17 protein-coding genes are annotated in these 16,818 nt (G+C 39.5%); 5 read left to right on the top strand and 12 right to left on the bottom strand.

The annotated features are described in order from the left end of the window. Positions 1–20: 20 nt before the first annotated feature. From DXB77_RS10300 to DXB77_RS10290, 3 genes are all read right to left on the bottom strand, one after another. Positions 21–497, bottom strand: coding sequence for a zinc ribbon domain-containing protein (locus tag DXB77_RS10300; RefSeq protein WP_117822361.1), 477 nt, complete (start codon positions 495–497; stop codon positions 21–23). A gap of 22 nt (positions 498–519) precedes the next feature. Continuing rightward, positions 520–876, bottom strand: a complete 357-nt coding sequence (locus DXB77_RS13455; RefSeq protein WP_347559484.1) for a DUF2752 domain-containing protein — start codon at positions 874–876, stop codon at positions 520–522. A gap of 70 nt (positions 877–946) precedes the next feature. Continuing rightward, on the bottom strand, positions 947–1,573 hold the full coding sequence (locus DXB77_RS10290; protein ID WP_117822363.1) for a DUF4190 domain-containing protein: 627 nt from the start codon (positions 1,571–1,573) through the stop codon (positions 947–949). Positions 1,574–1,781: 208 nt separating this feature from the next. Between DXB77_RS10290 and DXB77_RS10285 the strand changes: the two genes are divergently transcribed. Continuing rightward, complete coding sequence (locus tag DXB77_RS10285; protein ID WP_117822364.1) at positions 1,782–2,126, top strand: helix-turn-helix transcriptional regulator; 345 nt, start codon at positions 1,782–1,784, stop codon at positions 2,124–2,126. A 78-nt stretch (positions 2,127–2,204) separates the two neighbouring features. On the opposite strand, the gene DXB77_RS10280 is transcribed toward DXB77_RS10285, so the two are convergent. After that, positions 2,205–3,545 carry an MATE family efflux transporter gene (locus tag DXB77_RS10280; protein WP_118483114.1) on the bottom strand — a complete coding sequence of 447 codons (1,341 nt, stop codon included), beginning with the start codon at positions 3,543–3,545 and terminating at the stop codon, positions 2,205–2,207. Between the two features lie 110 nt (positions 3,546–3,655). On the opposite strand from DXB77_RS10280, the gene DXB77_RS10275 reads away from it, so the two are divergent. Then, the gene (locus DXB77_RS10275) at positions 3,656–4,477 is read left to right on the top strand and encodes a MerR family transcriptional regulator (RefSeq protein ID WP_118483112.1); all 822 of its coding nucleotides are present in this window, start codon (positions 3,656–3,658) and stop codon (positions 4,475–4,477) included. Between the two features lie 25 nt (positions 4,478–4,502). Here the strand turns inward: DXB77_RS10275 and DXB77_RS10270 are convergent, their stop codons facing one another. Beyond that, positions 4,503–5,708 carry a lanthionine synthetase LanC family protein gene (locus tag DXB77_RS10270; RefSeq protein WP_118663174.1) on the bottom strand — a complete coding sequence of 402 codons (1,206 nt, stop codon included), beginning with the start codon at positions 5,706–5,708 and terminating at the stop codon, positions 4,503–4,505. Positions 5,709–6,229: 521 nt separating this feature from the next. Here DXB77_RS10270 and DXB77_RS10265 point away from each other — a divergent pair. Then, positions 6,230–7,915, top strand: coding sequence for an ABC transporter ATP-binding protein (locus tag DXB77_RS10265; RefSeq protein WP_117784471.1), 1,686 nt, complete (start codon positions 6,230–6,232; stop codon positions 7,913–7,915). Positions 7,916–8,214: 299 nt separating this feature from the next. On the opposite strand, the gene DXB77_RS10260 is transcribed toward DXB77_RS10265, so the two are convergent. Beyond that, positions 8,215–8,454, bottom strand: a complete 240-nt coding sequence (locus DXB77_RS10260) for a hypothetical protein (protein WP_021944676.1) — start codon at positions 8,452–8,454, stop codon at positions 8,215–8,217. 1,070 nt (positions 8,455–9,524) lie between these two features. Between DXB77_RS10260 and DXB77_RS10255 the strand changes: the two genes are divergently transcribed. Beyond that, entirely contained in the window at positions 9,525–10,304 is a 780-nt protein-coding gene (locus DXB77_RS10255) for a YlmH/Sll1252 family protein (protein ID WP_118483088.1), read from the top strand. 229 nt (positions 10,305–10,533) lie between these two features. On the opposite strand, the gene DXB77_RS10250 is transcribed toward DXB77_RS10255, so the two are convergent. The 5 genes from DXB77_RS10250 to DXB77_RS10230 form a co-directional block, all read right to left on the bottom strand. Further along, entirely contained in the window at positions 10,534–11,802 is a 1,269-nt protein-coding gene (locus DXB77_RS10250) for a GHKL domain-containing protein (RefSeq protein WP_118663173.1), read from the bottom strand. Next, positions 11,799–12,521 carry a LytTR family DNA-binding domain-containing protein gene (locus DXB77_RS10245; protein WP_182439477.1) on the bottom strand — a complete coding sequence of 241 codons (723 nt, stop codon included), beginning with the start codon at positions 12,519–12,521 and terminating at the stop codon, positions 11,799–11,801. The genes DXB77_RS10250 and DXB77_RS10245 overlap by 4 nt, the downstream gene beginning before the upstream one ends. A 29-nt stretch (positions 12,522–12,550) precedes the next feature. Beyond that, a complete protein-coding gene (locus DXB77_RS10240) occupies positions 12,551–12,886 on the bottom strand; it encodes a helix-turn-helix transcriptional regulator (RefSeq protein WP_021944672.1) in 336 nt (111 codons plus the stop codon). A gap of 299 nt (positions 12,887–13,185) precedes the next feature. Continuing rightward, a complete protein-coding gene (locus DXB77_RS10235) occupies positions 13,186–13,656 on the bottom strand; it encodes a methylglyoxal synthase (RefSeq protein WP_021944671.1) in 471 nt (156 codons plus the stop codon). An 85-nt stretch (positions 13,657–13,741) separates the two neighbouring features. Continuing rightward, a complete protein-coding gene (locus DXB77_RS10230; protein ID WP_117808079.1) occupies positions 13,742–14,911 on the bottom strand; it encodes an NADP-dependent malic enzyme in 1,170 nt (389 codons plus the stop codon). Between the two features lie 248 nt (positions 14,912–15,159). Here DXB77_RS10230 and DXB77_RS10225 point away from each other — a divergent pair, with 248 nt between their 5' ends. Continuing rightward, positions 15,160–15,705, top strand: a complete 546-nt coding sequence (locus DXB77_RS10225) for a DUF6512 family protein (protein WP_117808078.1) — start codon at positions 15,160–15,162, stop codon at positions 15,703–15,705. A gap of 53 nt (positions 15,706–15,758) precedes the next feature. On the opposite strand, the gene DXB77_RS10220 is transcribed toward DXB77_RS10225, so the two are convergent. Continuing rightward, positions 15,759–16,544: a hypothetical protein gene (locus DXB77_RS10220; protein WP_118483084.1), complete on the bottom strand. Its 786-nt coding sequence runs from the start codon at positions 16,542–16,544 to the stop codon at positions 15,759–15,761. Positions 16,545–16,818 lie beyond the last annotated feature (274 nt).

The raw sequence follows: 16,818 nt of genomic DNA, 5'->3' as shown, positions 1-16,818 counted from the left end.
ATCAATCTCTCCTCCTTCAACTACCATATTAATAATTCTATTATCCAATCCATATCACCCGTAAAAAACAACCCTCCACCTATAAGAACAATGGTTACAAAACCCATAGCACGTTGTCTTTTCTTAGGTAACCGATTCAATACCAGTGGACATAAGGTAAATGCTCCACCTACTAAACAAATTCCGCTCAATATATCTCCATTAGAAAAAAAGATAATAGCAAATATAACTCCCAGAATAGTAACAACCCAAAAACATTTCCCTTGAAATCCTACTAATGGATTCAATTCCTCTTCAGGAGTTTGATTATAGTTATCTCCCGTCGTATCCGTAATGTAATTTTGATTATATGTAGATGAATACCCATATGCATTCGGGCTACTATAGGTATTCTGTTTCACCCAATTGTTGTCCATTACTGGCTGCTGTCCAACTGCTTTTCCACAATTTGAGCAAAAATTATCATTAACTTCGCATCCACAATTCCAACATTTCATATATTGTCTCCTTGAAAGTGTATCATATTATTTTGTAATTAAAGAAAATTAAAAGAATATTTTTTATAAGACATTGTCCAATTATGATTCCAACCATTATGTAAAAGCAGCCAGGACTCAATTGTAATTTCTTTTTTTTAGTCTTAAATACATTATTGATAATATCAGAACATACAAATAACATAAGCAAGAGCACCGAATATATCATAGCAGGGTGATATATAAAGCTTTTAACGAAATGTCCATTCATTAATGCTACTGCAGCCCTTGTTCCCCCACACCCGGTACAATATAATCCATACTTCTCGTATAAAATACAATGCGCCGGAATCAAATCTATTAAGGATATGTGAAAGACTTTTATGCCAAGTACCCCCATTAACAAAAATATAAATATCCATAATGCCACACTTCTTTTAAAAAACAAACCATATATCTGTTTAAACTTATTAGATTTCATCAAGCAAACTTGCTCCACATAACAATACGATCATTGCTGGTATTAAAGCAACAATTCCACACACCATTCCGGCTATTGCCATTCCTCGATTTGCTCCAGCCGCTGCCTGTTTCTTTATAGATAAATATGCAAAAACAACGGCTACAATTGCCGTAGGAAATGAAATATAATAAAAACAACAAGAACAGCATAAAGCAACAATTCCGCATACCATGGCTGTTATTGAAAATCCTTTTGCGGCTCCTCCTTCTTGTCTTGGATATGCCCCAGTATTATATGTTCCATTATAATAATTCTGGTTTACGGCTCCCGAATTATTATAATATCCCTGATTATATGTTCCATTATAAGCATTCTGATTCGATATTCCCTGACTCGTATAATAATTCTGATTATATGCTACCTGATTCATTTTCATTTCAGAACCTGTCTGCTGATATCCTACGGTCTGTTGAGTTGCGTATTGATTACTCGATACCTGTTGTTGATTTTGTGTATTTGATCCCTCTGTCGTTTGATTTGTTGTTCCCTGACTCGTCGATAATTGTTGGGATGCTGGCTTTCCACATGAAGGACAAAAGCTGCCCTCATATTCTCTTCCACATTCGCATTTCATATGAATTCCTCCTTACGTCTCATTTATCAAGATATATTTTTATAATCCTTATGTGTTAGCTTTTGCTTCTTGGATTTTACACATTATATCACATTTCTCCCTCAAATCAAACCTTTTAAGTACCATTTTAAAATATTACTAAACCTTTTAAAGTGTTATAAATGCATAGATTTACACATAAACTATATCTAGGAGGTCTAGAACACGTATGGAAAGTAATGTTTTAATAGCAATAGGAAAAAGAATCGCCGAAATACGAAAGTCCCATAATATTACTCAGGAAACTCTAGCTGACCAGCTTGGTGTAAGTCCTAAGCACATATCCCATACCGAATGTGGGAAATCCAGTCTTTCCTTAAAAAATTTAATTGAATTTTGTCATCTGTATGATTGTAGTCTGGATTATATTGTATTCGGAAAATCTGAAGACAGTACGCTGTCAAAACTGCCACCAGAAATATCAAATATACTTTACACTGGAACACCAACTGAAATAGATCGCTTGAATCGCTATCTGCAAATTTATATCGAATTACTACAAAAGCAGGACTGATTTCTATCAACCGAAACCGCCCTGCTTTTCTCTTTACTGTATTTCTTTATTATCCTTATAAAATTTTATCACTATTACTTACCCCCGCAGATAATTCTTCTCCCCCTTGCCAATAAAATACACCTTATGAAACGGCACCGTCACAAGCAGCGTCACCGCCTCCGCGATCGGTACGGCAAGCCATGCTCCATAGATCTTAAGGAAATGCGGCAGGATCAGAAGGCTTAACACCGTAAAGATAAATGTCCGGCTGAATGAAATGATTGCCGACACCTTACCATTTGAAAGGGCTGTGAAGAAACCGGAGGATGTGATATTTAATCCACTGAACAGGAAATTGATCGCAAAGATCTTGAATCCGATCTCTGCCAGTTCAAATGTTGCCGGGTCATGTGTGAACACCGTAATGATCCAGGTCGCGAGCACCTCTGCAATAACCGTCAGAATAACCGCCGATACCGCCACAAAAAGGAATGCAATCTTATAAATACTCCGAAGTTTTTTCTTATTCTTTGCACCATACTGGAACCCAACGATCGGACTGATCCCGATTGTAAATCCCAGATAAAATGCATTGAATAAGAACTGTCCATACAGCAGGATCGAGATAGCCGCAACTCCGGCTTCTCCTGCAAGACGCATTAGAACAAGATTGAACAATACCGTTACAACAGAATTTGAAAGCTCTGATACCATCTCGGAAGAACCGTTATAGCAGGCATGTCCAAGCTCCCGCAAGGAAAGCTTGAATCCGGTAAACCGAAGCTCACCTTTGGATAACATGAAAAATACAAGTCCGGCAATCGCGGGAATGCACTGACCGATTCCTGTTGCAAGTGCCGCACCTGCAACTCCCATATCACAGATCACGATCAATACGTAATCAAGAACAGCATTTACAATACCTGCACCGATCATAAGCAGCAAGCCCATCGTTGGCCGTCCTGCTGTGACCAGATACATCTGAAACAACGTTTGCAGCATACAGGCAGGAATGAATAAGCTCACCATTCCCAGATAACTTTTACAGTCTGCCAGAAGCACTTCATTAGAACCCAGCAGTCTGGATATCTCTGTCAGGAACACCTGACTGATCACCACGATCACAAGACTGACCAGAATACATACCGTAACAAACTGAGTCAGACTCTCACATGCTCTCTTTTTATTTCCCTCTCCAAGATATTTGCTAATGATCGCATTTCCACCCGATGCCAGCATCATGGCAATGGCGATCGCCACATTTACTACGGGATATACGATATTTAACGATGATAATGCATTACTTCCGACAAATCGGGATACAAAGATACCATCCACGATGGTATACAACGACATAAATACCATCATGATGATTGACGGTGCTGCAAAGCTCAGCAGCGACCATGGCGTAATGCGACGATTTAATGATTTACCCATTTTAACAAGTCCTCTCCGTTTTATAACACTTTTCTAATTGACAAAGCCAAGCATATACTATAGGGTAACCCTATAGTCAAGTGTAATTTTGAAAATGAAAGGAAATTCAAATGAATAAAAAGATATATATGACGACCGGCGAGTTCGCCAGGATCATGCGAATAACAAAAGAAACCCTGTTTCATTATGATGAGATTGGTTTATTTCAGCCGGAGCTCACCCAGCCAAATGGTTACCGCTATTATTCGATCTATCAGACCGAGATCCTTGACACCATCCTTTTATTAAAAGACCTCGGTATGCCGTTAAAAGAGATCAAACAGCAGCTTGCCAACCGTGATCCGGCAAAGATGCTCCATATATTAGAAGAACGTGAACATCAGATCAATACGGAGATTGCCAAATTACGCTCCATGGAAAAATGGATCTCGCAGCAAAAGAGCAAGATCCATTTCGCTATGCAGATCGATCCGACAGCCATCTTTATTGCTGACTTCCCGGAACGATACTATCTCTATGCAGAAGCACCGACCGCTACAGATGCTGAACTGTATCGAAAAACCGATGACCTGATCAATCTTCTGCTAACGGTCGGTTCTACTTTTAAAAATGATTATGATATGGCATATTTCCAGCATGCTTCCCATATCGAATCAGATAAGTACGCTGTCTATGATAATGTCGCCCTGTTGTTAGATAACAAGCCTTACGGGCTTCCTGTCCATACCTTGCCTGCAGGAAAATATCTCACCGCCTACCACACCGGTCACTGGGATACGATCGGCGATACTTACGACCGCCTGATGACCTTTAAACATGAACACAACATCCATACTTCCTCTGAATATCTGGAGCACAATGTTATAGATAGCTTCACTGCCGAAGACCCGCAAGACTACATTACCGAGATCACTGTAGCCATAAAAGCATGATCTACATTTCTATATAAGGCTCCGCTTAAAACTTCTCAAAGAAATGATATTCGTACAGGTTAGTCAGCTTCTTACCTGTCAGCGCCGCATAGGTACGGAGCAGCGAGGATGCACAGCCTGCCACACCGACATACAATCCCGGATAGCTCACAACTCTGGTCGGGATCGTTCTCCACCAACTGTCATACCAGGTACGGAGTCCCGGTGTCCGGTGATCTGAATCGGAAAGCATTACATCAGCAGTACGGATCATATAATCATAGAACTCTTTCTCTCCGGTATATTCATACATGGCGGCAAAATGCTCCAGAATACCTGCTGTTCCACAACACTGGCACTGGCAGTTCCAGAAGCCCCAGGAATGTTTCTCCGGCGCACCGGCACGGACGATACCACGCGATAATTCGATCGTCCAGTTCCGGTAGATCTCCTCTCTGGTAATCTCATATAATTCACGAAATGCCAGCGTACTTCCAACCGGGCCATGACATGTACTGAGATAATATTTGTCATACGTCGGACCTGTTACCGGATGATCCTGATATGGAATCAATCGTCCGGTTTCATCTCCAACTGCGATATTCATTGCATATGTAAGTCCTTCCTTTGCCAGCTCCAGATATTTCTTTATACCGGTCTTACGGTAAAGGATATCTAAGAATACGATAAATCCGCCATCTGCGGTGATATCCTCCTGATCACTCCAATGCAGTCCTCTCTCATCAGTTACTGCTGCTTCAAGCAGGACATCCGCAACATATAATACATAATCCCGATACGCCTGTTTTCCTGTCACCTGATACAGGTCTTCAAGGAAATATGCCTCACCAACCGGGCCATTGTAAGGGCCTGCCGCCCAGCCCGGAACCGGAATAATACCCTTTACCTCTGAATGAAGCGTCGTCTGATACCATTCCACGCCAACCTTCGTTGCAATGATATGCGCCGCTGCTTCCTCTGCCTCAGTCAGCCAGCGTGTGTCTCCGGTTGCTTCATACAGCCGGATAAAGAAAATACCAATACCTGCCGAACCGTCATACATACTCTTCGGCGCAAATAACGGAACATCCTCCCGGTATCCATCCTGTCCTTCCGGCAGAGCCTGCCAGATTCTTTCATATTCCGTCTTAATCGCCAACGTATCGATCCATTCCGCCGTATCGATCGCCGCTTTCAAATAATCTTCTGCTGTATTCTTTTGAAAAATCTCCGGTGTAATCAACTTTGCCATATCTTCGTCTCCTTTGTAACTTTATCATATCCTATAAAACCTTCTCACTCTGTCCCAGTTTATCTCGCTGCTTATTATCTCTTTCTCCAGTCATTCCTGTTTCATCGCTTTTATTTCCTAGTATTTCTATATGATAATTATACATGTATTTTCAAATTAAGCAAGCCTTAAAATCACACCCAAACTATAACTATACTATTAAGTGTCCTTTTCATTACATTTTGTATCGTGTTATATCGTTCTCCCCTTATTTACGAACTCTCATAAGGGAAAATAAGGGAAAGAAAATCTGGTAACAAATTATAGAAATGGCGCTAGAATATTGGGACTTGATATGATAAGATTAACGGAAATACTTTATTTGAAAGAGGTGAGAACGATATGAAATATATCCGAGATAATTACTCAGTACAGTTGATGTAAACTGTTGGCAGATTGTGCTGAGGTGAAAATAAACTTGCTAGCAGTCGTTAACTGTACTGTCCAAATGATTGAACTACAATATATAAAGGAGTACAGTTATGCGCTATATAAAAGAAATTCTAAAGAATAACAGAATATGGGTATTAGCTTACATTGGACTAGGTATATTTAATGCATTTATGGCTAATTACAAGACGGACTATTTTCAGAAGGTTATTGACGGATTGGCGACTGGAACACTTACATTTGCAGGAGTTATAACCTACGGTCTTATTTTGCTGGTAAATTATTGTATGAATTATCTGGATAATTATCCAGAAAAGAAATTGGAGTATGGTATTTATCTGGATTTTAAGCTTTTGTCGCTTAGAAAAATAAGTACAATCGATTATACGGAATATCAGAAAATAGGTACTGGAAAACTTGTTCAAAGGATCGAGAATGGCTCATCCGCAGGCAGAAATGTAGTATTCAATTTCTGGTTACGTTTGATTCGTGATTTACTTCCTACCATTGTTTTTAGTGTATATTTTATTTGGAAGATTGATAAAATAATTACTTATATTTTGTTTGTAGGCTATATGCTTATTTTTATAATAACCAATATTCTACTAAAGTTTCTATACAAAATAAAAGAAAAGATTTTGAACAGTGAGGAGCTATTCAATCATTTTCTGGTTAGGGGCTTTATGGAAATGTTGGTATTCCGTATGAGCAAACAGTTTCCGAGTGAAATAAAGAAAACTCGTAGTGCCAAAGAGAATATTGTTTCATCAAAAGTAAAAATGAATATGATTCATGAAGCATTTTTTACAATATTTGCGCTACTTGTGGCAATGTTAGATATTGGTATTTTATTTTACGCATGGAAAACAAAAAATCTTACAGTGGGTTCTATAGTTGCACTCATTGCGCTGATTGAAAATGCTTACACGCCGATCGCTATTTTTAATGTACTTTATGTTCAATATAAATTGGACAAGGCATCCTATAAGAGATTTGAAGAATTTTTAGATTTAAAAGATGATAATCAATTAAGAAATGGTAACGCAATTAATACGGACATTGGTGAAATAGCGATAAAAAACTTATCGTTCCAATATGAAGAACGGAAAATTATTGATGATTTGAGCCTGTTCATAAAAAGGGGACAAAAAATAGCTTTTGTAGGAGAAAGTGGCTCTGGAAAATCCACTGTGATTAAAATATTACTGGGATTACTAAAATACAATCAGGGAGAAATCTGCTTAGGTGATATGGAGTTAAGTGGAATTTGCCTTAATAATTTGTATGACAAAGTCAGCTATATATCGCAGGATGTTCCCGTTTTTGATGGAACAATAAAAGAAAATCTGGTATTTGAAAAGAACGTGTCAAAAGAACAAATGCTGGACGCATTGAGTGAAGTGCAACTATCTCATTTGGTTGAGAATCTTGCGGAAGGCTTAGATACTGAAATTGGTGAGAAAGGAACCTGCTTATCAGGTGGAGAAAAACAAAGACTTGCCTTCGCCCGCTTGTGGTTTGAAAACCCTGAACTTGTCATTTTGGATGAAGCAACATCTGCAATGGATAATTTAACAGAAGAGATTGTAATGAAATCGGTTATGCAAAAAATGAAAGATAAAACGGTCATTGCGATTGCACATAGATTAAATTCCATTGCCGGTTTTGACAGAATTATTCTCTTTAGAGAAGGGAAGATTGTCGGACAAGGGACTTTTGAAGAACTATTACATACAGATTCTTATTTTAAGGAACTGTATAATGCGAATGTTCAATAATAGTATTTGTTACATTTGAATTTGTAAAAAATTTAAAGTGGCTGGCGCTCTTGCTTTTAGTGTTTGAACGACAGCCACCCAACAGAAATTCATACTATTTTAAGCAAATAGTTTTTGCTTTTGTAGATATTCGAATTGCCTTTGTACGCATATTTTTTCACAGATGCATTATCTAGTTGAACATCCCCTGTAATGAATATCAGTAAGATTTCCGTTATAAAATACAGCTTGCCAGCATATGCGGGCGCATGTTTGAGCCGGAGGCGAGTTTGCGCAGGAGCATATGCGAATCAGGCAAACTACTGCTCATCCTCCAGCATCTCCCGGTCCTTCTCCATCTCCTGCACAACCCCAAACGCCGACAGCTCATCCGCAAATTCTTCCATATAATCCTGATAATGCTCCATCAGTTCTGCCTGAACCGCATCCACGCCCTTCTGTTTACCCAAATGGCGCTTCTTATCCACACCATGCTTCCGGCTTTGGCGCATCCCCGGATATACCTGATCTGCAGTCCTGTTTCTTCTATTAAATAACATATCCCATTCCTCTTTTCATACAAAAAGAAACCGCCATGTATATAAGCCATTCCGGCTTCCTTTCTTTATAAAAGAGTATCGACATCCAGCGATCGGTTTATACCATTCCTTCTGCTGTATCAATTAAATCATAAATAAAAATCCGGGAGAAATTAAAATTGTGTATAGAAAGGGCTTGAGCCCCAGTAATTAATACTGAGGCTCATTCTTAAAGGAGAGGTCATGGAGGATTCCAAAAAGGGGGGGTTTGGGGGGGTTTGGGGGTTATGGGGTACATTACATCGTAATATAGGGATTATACGAATTCGTGCATTGGGAATCCTCCATCATATCTATTCAAATGTTAAGTAATTGTCTTTTTTAACTTACTACACTGTAGTAACTTCTTTCAAGATGTTCGTTTTTATTTCCTGTCCATCTCTTATGGTGCTATGATAACAAATTCATTCAAATTTGTAAATATTGCATAATAAATAAAGTTTTCCGGGTTTTATGGTTCTTTTTGCACAAATTTTACTATATATGATAGCTTTATGAATATTTTGACGGATTTTGCCTATCTCATTTTGTCAAATTTACTATTTCTTTACTCAAACAGCCAAATTCAATCAAATAAAATTTGATTTGCGTGCGATACTTTTCGACATTTTACGATTTTTTACAGCAGCAAAAATTTGAAAATATTGTGAAAAATGCCATTTTTTGTTCAGAATACTTTTTTATATCGCGAAGCGTTTATATTTTCTTCTTAAAAAATAAAATCCGGAATGTAACAATACCTAATTTCTCCGTCAGATATAAAGAAAAAGGAGCTCAAAACTGAACTCCTCATCTTTCGAAAAAAATACTATGCAAATATATAACGTCTGTCACAATCTTACTGACCCCGTATTCGGAATCCTCTTCTATCGCGCCAGACGCTTTACACAATATATACGTTTGTATAGATTTTGTCAAGAATATTTCAAAAAAGTTAAGATTTCTTTCCCCCCTTTACAAATTGTTCCAATAATCCTATCATTCTACATAGATTGAAAGAACACAACACAGCCGCGCAGGAGGAAAACCACATGAATACAGATGCATTATTACAGGGACGATTCAAGGATCTTGCAAATAAAGCCTATCAGAAGAATATCTATACCTTTACGAATTTTCTGTCTGCATCCGATCTGGATATTTTCTATTCTATCCTGCCGGACATCAACCATGTACCATATCAGATTTTCGGTGGCCGGGAAGGATGTGACCGTGTTATGATCCGCTTTGGATCAGAGGATATGACCGGATATGAACTTTCATTTCCGATCACCATACTTCAGATCACACCATTACTGGACAAATTTTCAGACGAGCTGACTCACCGCGACGTTCTGGGTTCTCTGATGAACCTTGGTATTGAACGTGAAATGACCGGTGACATTGTTATGAAAGAATCCTCCAGAAGCGGAAAACGAAATACCGCTTATGTGTTCTGTGTATCTTCGATCGCAGATTACATCACTGATAATCTTACCCGCATCAAACATACCAATGTCCGCTGTATCATCTGCCCGGATGATGACCTGCCGGATATTGTACCAACACTGGAAGAATTTCAGTGCATTGCTGCCTCAGAACGGATCGATGCTGCCATTGCTTCTATCACGAAGCTCTCCAGAAGCCAGACTGTCGCCCTGTTCCGTGAAAAAAAAGTATTTTTAAACAATCGCATTCTTGAAAATAACAGCTATAACCTGAAACCGGAGGATACTCTGTCCATCCGCGGATATGGCAAATTCATCTATAAAGGCTGTGGACATGAAACCCGGAAAGGCAGGATCTATCTGACATTTGAACGTTATGTCTGAATTAATACATACAAACAGTGCAGACCTGAAGCAGCTAAGCGAATCTCCCGATATGCTGCGCTTCCAGACCTGCACCATTTTTGACATCTTATAAATTTTCTGGTTTATTTTTTTATGTTGTCACTACCCTCCTTCCATTTTTGTTTATCGGAATCCCTTCATATATCCCGTAACATCACTATACAAAAAATCACCTGCGAAAAACCGTTGATGTAATAAATAGCATGTCTCAATGTAACTTTTGGTATTGCAATTCCAAAAAAGCACGCACTACATACTCAAACTCACTCTTTTTTATTTCAAATGTTCCATTATAAAACGCCACTACTTCCTGTACAATCTGAAGGCCCAGACCATGCGGGTTCCGCTCCACCTGCCCGTTACGCAATCCGGGTATTTGCTTTTCTGCCCCGCCGACAGGCCCGCTGATCTGTATGCTGTTTACCGTCATTTCCTTGATCGTATTCCTGCATACGATCATAAGATTGCTCCTGTCATATAAAATCTTGATCCCTATTTTTCCCCCACGAATCGTATATTTTACGGCATTGTCCAGTATATTTCCAAGCAGCATATTCAAATGATGGTCATTGATCGCAAGATCGATCGGCACTGATATCCATGTCGTGATCTCAATTCCCCGTTCGGATGCTTCCCGCTTTTTATAGGACAAAATTGCATCGATCAGAACATGCCCGGAAATCACCTCCTTTGCTACCACAACTGCCAGTGCCTTTTCATATTCCTGATGCAGCAGCTCATATTGACCATTTTCCAGATACACACATTCCAGCATATATTGCTTCTTCAGGTCATGACGAAATTTCCGAAATTCCTGCCAGACCTTTCCCAGAGAAAAACTATATGCCTTATACTGTTCTGCTTCCGCACGCATCGTCCGGACATTCACTTCCCGTATCTGTCCATTTCTTTCCTGACGATACAGGTTACTGGATAATATATTGACCGCATACAGAAGCAGTACAATGGTCGGAAAATGTTTTCCTCCACATGCCGTCCGAAAATGTGTAAACAATGCCAAAGTTATTACCGGAACACAAAATACCTCCACAAAATCTCCAAACGTCACCTTATACTGCAAGACCAGTAGTGGATCCGGACAAGTCTCATCCATATCGGGTGCACCAACATTTGCATGATGACTTCTCCACAGCATTCTCCACGCCAGAATATTCAATTTTATAAATACTAAAAGGATAATTCTTGAAATAGATACAGCAGATATCTGAAGCCTTATAAAAGTTTCTTTTCCAACATCAGCATGGCTTCCAACCATAATAAAATAACGATAAACAAGCTTTTCCGCAGCGATCATAAACACTGCCAGATAAATGCCTGTAACAGCCGCCTGTTTCCATGGATATTGAGATTTCCCGGCTATTTTCCTGCATTTTCCGGATATACAACCAGAACTTCCAAATAACCGGATTGTCCAGATATAAAAAAGATTAGATGCCAGCGACAGAATAGAACTCAAATGCCTGCTCCCCCGATCCAGTCCATATAATATTCCCGGACATATTTCTTATTGTCTCTGCTGATGGCAAGCTCCATCCCATTACTCATGATAACTTCTGAGTATCGAAGCTCCCTGATATGACTGGTATTGACCAGATAGGATTTGTGGATCCGGACAAAATGCTGCTGGTGCTCCTCCAGATATTTTTCCAGATTCTCAAGTTTATCATAAAATTCAAATATTCCGGAGACACAAACAGCCGTGATCACCTGGCGGTTACTCTCCAGATAAATAATATCTCCAATGTTAATAGCGTAATACGTGCGATTATAATAGAATGGAAGAATTTCCATATTGTTTCTGACATGACATATAATTCTGTCAAGCAAAGGAAGAAAGGTCTGTTCATTTACCGGTTTATCTAAAAACTGAAATGGCTGGACATCAAAGGCCGCCCGATAATATTCACTGTACCCGGACACAAATACAAGAAGCATAGATGGATACTGTTTCCGAAGCTGTACTGCCACCCGGATCCCATTCATCTCCGTCAGCTCAATATCCAGAAATACGATCTGATACATCCCGCTCTGGTCGATCTCCATCAGCAGCTCCTCGCCACTGCAAAATGTATCAATCTGAAAATTGAAATTACAGTTTCTCATATACGTTGCTGTCATCTGACTGATCTCGTCCAGAACATGCTGCTCATCATCACAAACCGCAATCCGAATCATAATATTCCCCCCCATAATATAATTTGTACTTATTTCATCATTGCTGTAAGTTTATCAAGCATATATAACAACTGTTCTGTTTTCTCAGCCCCAAATCTCTGATATGAGATATGTTTTTTCTTCTCGTCATCCCCAATTTCATAATCCATATACAAACTGTCCTGAAGAACATAATCAGCAGATATCTCCAACGTATTGATCAATGCAACAAAACAATCCAGTGACATATCTGCCTTACCTGTTTCGATCCTGCTGATATATTTATCACTGAGTTCAGTCAATTCTCCCAACTGTTGCTGGGTAAGACCTTTTTTCTTTCTTGCTTCTTTCAACCGTTGTCCTAGAAACGTTCTGTTAATCTTCACTAATCTCTCTCCATATTGCTTTCCGGATTAATATGCTTCAACCTTCTCTTTTGTATTCTGTCAAAATTTGTCTTTTTATAGAACAAACCAACGAAGCATTTTCTAACCAACAGTAGAATTTCTAAATTGTTTTTTGCGCAGAGCGTTTTTTCTTTTCATTCTTTTTTCTGCATACAAAAACAGTGCCTGACCGATACAACCATTTCCACGAATCCACCGTGAATCTGACAGTATTAAAACCAGGCACTGTTTTTATTTTTATATGTTTGTCTTTCCTGTAAATTTATAAGATATACCGTTTACAGACTTTCTGCACGTTGTCTGATATTCTTCTTGAAATTGATCACCTTATGATCGTATTCCTGATCCATGTATTTGGAATTGATCATAAAATCTGCAGTCGACTTGTTATTTGCAATTGGAATATCATACACCTGCGCGATACGAAGCAGCGCTTTTACATCCGGATCATGTGGTTGTGCTGTCAGAGGATCCGAAAAGAAGATCACCATGTCGATTCTGCCCTCTACGATCTTGGCACCGATCTGCTGATCACCGCCTAATGGTCCGCTGTTGTAACCTCGCACCGGCAGTCCTGTCTTATCTGCGATCATCCGGGCTGTTGTTCCGGTTCCGCAGAGAAAATGATTTTTCAGTATGTCCTTATTATCATTACACCACTCGATCATCTCAGCCTTTTTGCTGTCATGTGCGATCAGTGCAATATTCTTCTGTTTCTCAATCGTAAGTGTCACAAAATCATCTGTCATATTAGGTCTCCTTTCTGTCAAAACCTGCTTACCTTATAAGAATTACCACGACATTTCTGCCAGTGGACATTTCTGCAAGCCTTTATTATTTTGTTATACCAAGCTTATGTGCTTCATCCGCAACTGCCTTGGCAACCACCTTTGCTACTCTGTCATCAAAGGCACCCGGAATAATATATTCTTCATTTAATTCTTCATCGGTTACAATTGATGCGATTGCTTTTGCTGCTGCCATCTTCATTTCCTCTGTAATTCCTGTAGCCTTTGCATCCAGTGCGCCACGGAAGATGCCAGGGAAAACCAGAACATTGTTGATCTGATTTGGATAGTCAGAACGTCCAGTCGCCATAACACGAACGCCGCCCTTCTTTGCTTCCTCGGGCATGATCTCCGGTGTCGGATTCGCCATAGCAAATACGATAGGATCGGCTGCCATGGATGCTACCATCTCTGCCGTTACGATATTCGGTGCTGATACTCCAATAAATACATCCTTCCCCTTCATGATCTCTGCAAGATTTCCGGTCTGTCTGTCTTTATTTGTGATCTCTGCCATATCTGCCTGTGCCGGATTCATCCAGTCCTGACCCGGACAGAGTGCACCCTGCTTGTCAACCAGAACTACATTTCCGATGCCAAGCTGAAGAAGCAGCTTACAGATAGAGATACCGGCTGAGCCTGCACCATTGATTACAACATTTGCCTTATCAAAATCTTTACCTACCAACCTCAGTGCATTGATCAGACCTGCGGATACAACAATAGCTGTTCCGTGCTGGTCATCATGGAATACAGGGATGTCCAGTTCTTCCTTCAATCTTCTCTCAATCTCAAAACATCTTGGTGCTGATATATCCTCCAGATTGATACCGCCAAATACAGGAGCGATTCGTTTTACGGTTTCTACAATCTCATCTACATCCTTTGTATCAAGACAAATAGGGAATGCATCTACTCCGCCAAATTCTTTAAACAGGATAGCTTTTCCTTCCATAACAGGAATCGCAGCCTCTGGTCCGATATCGCCAAGTCCGAGAACTGCAGTTCCATCGGAAACAACCGCTACCATATTGCCCTTACATGTATATTTATATACATCAGCCTTATTGTCACGGATCTTTCTGCATGGCTCTGCAACACCCGGTGTATATGCTGTACTTAGATCATCTCTGTCCTTGATCTTTACCTTTGAAATGACCTCAACCTTTCCTTTATTTTCTTCATGCATCTTTAAGCTCAGGCTATTGTAATCCATTTGTATACATTCTCCTTTTAATCTCTCATTATTTTCTTATGCCAGACTGCTTGACTGCCCGCATTTCTGCATGCTTCTGTTCATGCATATATTCTGTTTATACGGAATATAATATATAGATATAATAGCACAAACAAGCAGTCTGCATCAATGAATCCTGCTAATTATTATGGTAAAAATATAATTCTATTTTTAAATACAAAACTGCTTCTGCGCTTTATGAAAATCTTACAAGGAGAATCATTCTTATGTATCATTCCGGCAAATATAACTTTTTTATCTGGGGTATCTTTTCTTCGATCTGTATTGTCATTCTCGGAAGTATCTGGCATTTTCTTTATGATATTCTTGGAAAAAACAGCCTCATTGCCTGGTGTGCTCCGATCAATGAAAGTATCTGGGAGCATCTGAAGCTTACCCTGTTTCCGACTCTGATCGTCATGTTGATTCTTTATGCACTGCACTACATTCCCGATCAGCCTTCTATTCATAAAGTTATCCTGATGATCTCAACCGGTATCTGTATCGCCAATCTTATCATTGTAAGCATCTACTATGTCTTATCCGGCGGCTTCGATCGTACCAGCATGGCGATCGACTTGACCGCCTATGGAATCGGTATTCTTGCCGGGCAGTTCTTAAGTGCCATACATCTGCTGCCACTTCATCGGATCCCCAAATGGATATATGCCATCGGCTATATATTCCTGATCGTCCTTATCATAATTACGGCTGTATTCTCTTATAATATCCCGGATTTTCCAATCTTTGTTCCATCCGATCAGACGGTATGAAAAAAAAGGAGACAGTCACCCCACCTGCTATGGGTTGACTGTCTCCTTTTTAATTAATGCTGCTTAACTTCCGTTTTTACTCTGTAGATAGCTTTCTGAAATGCAATAATGTTATTCATACCATATTTTTTTACGCTAAGTCTGATGCGTCCACCTGCATATTCGATCACTAGCCATTTCTTGATCAAAACAAGGAATGTGATCAGGAATATAATTGCAACAATGATACCACTTGCCAATATACTGCCATCATCGGCTGATGAAGCTCCTATGATCGAACCGATCAGAATCAGTATCGCAACGATCAGAATGGAATATGGCTTGTTATCTGTTATCTTTGTACCGGTAATATCTGCTGCATCTACAATCTCTCTTGTAGATATCCGGTTGATCAGTCCTTCCCGGTGATTGTAATATAATCGTTCATCTGTAAGTACTGCCTGCTCATTTTTTAACCCCTCACCCGAAATCAGATTCAGAACCATGCCATTGCTTAATGTTGCAACCGGCGTTTCACCTTTTTCAACGAATACCTCGTCAAATACATCTCCGGATACCTGACTATTGTAATAATTGTTCTCCGACGATGTCGTCTGCTGTGACGTCTGCGTATAATAATTTGTATTATATGGATTTGCCTGTGCATTGTTATAATAGGCATTCTGCTGATAGTATGCATTATTCTGTGCATTCGTATCATATGCTCCATATGTATAGCCCTGCTGTGCTCCATACACATTCTGTGCTGCAGCTGTATTCGGCTGCGTCTGTGTCGCTGTTGCCGTGTTCTGTGTCTGTCCGGTCGTTTCCTGAACATTATTGTTTTCATTTGTAGCCATTTTCTCGTCTCCTCTTCTTTGTAATAAAATGTCCTTATGCAGGTCTTTCAGCTTTCGCTTTCTCTAATATTTAATATAGTCGTTTGCAAAAACAAACGCAAGCGGCTACACTGTTTATTTTGCAAAATCCACTTACAAATTTTCTGCCGCTATTTATATGACAGATCATGTGAACTAAAAGTTTTAAAATATTTGAAACCGGATCAATTTAAATACATACAAAAACCCAGATGCATAAGCACCTGGGTCTTTGTATGTATTTAATTTTAGATTA

This window comes from Clostridium sp. OM05-9, assembly GCF_003481465.1.
GTDB lineage: Bacteria > Bacillota > Clostridia > Lachnospirales > Lachnospiraceae > Coprococcus > Coprococcus ammoniilyticus.
Note: the sequence above shows the minus strand (reverse complement) of the source record. Positions and strands in the feature narration are given on the sequence as shown.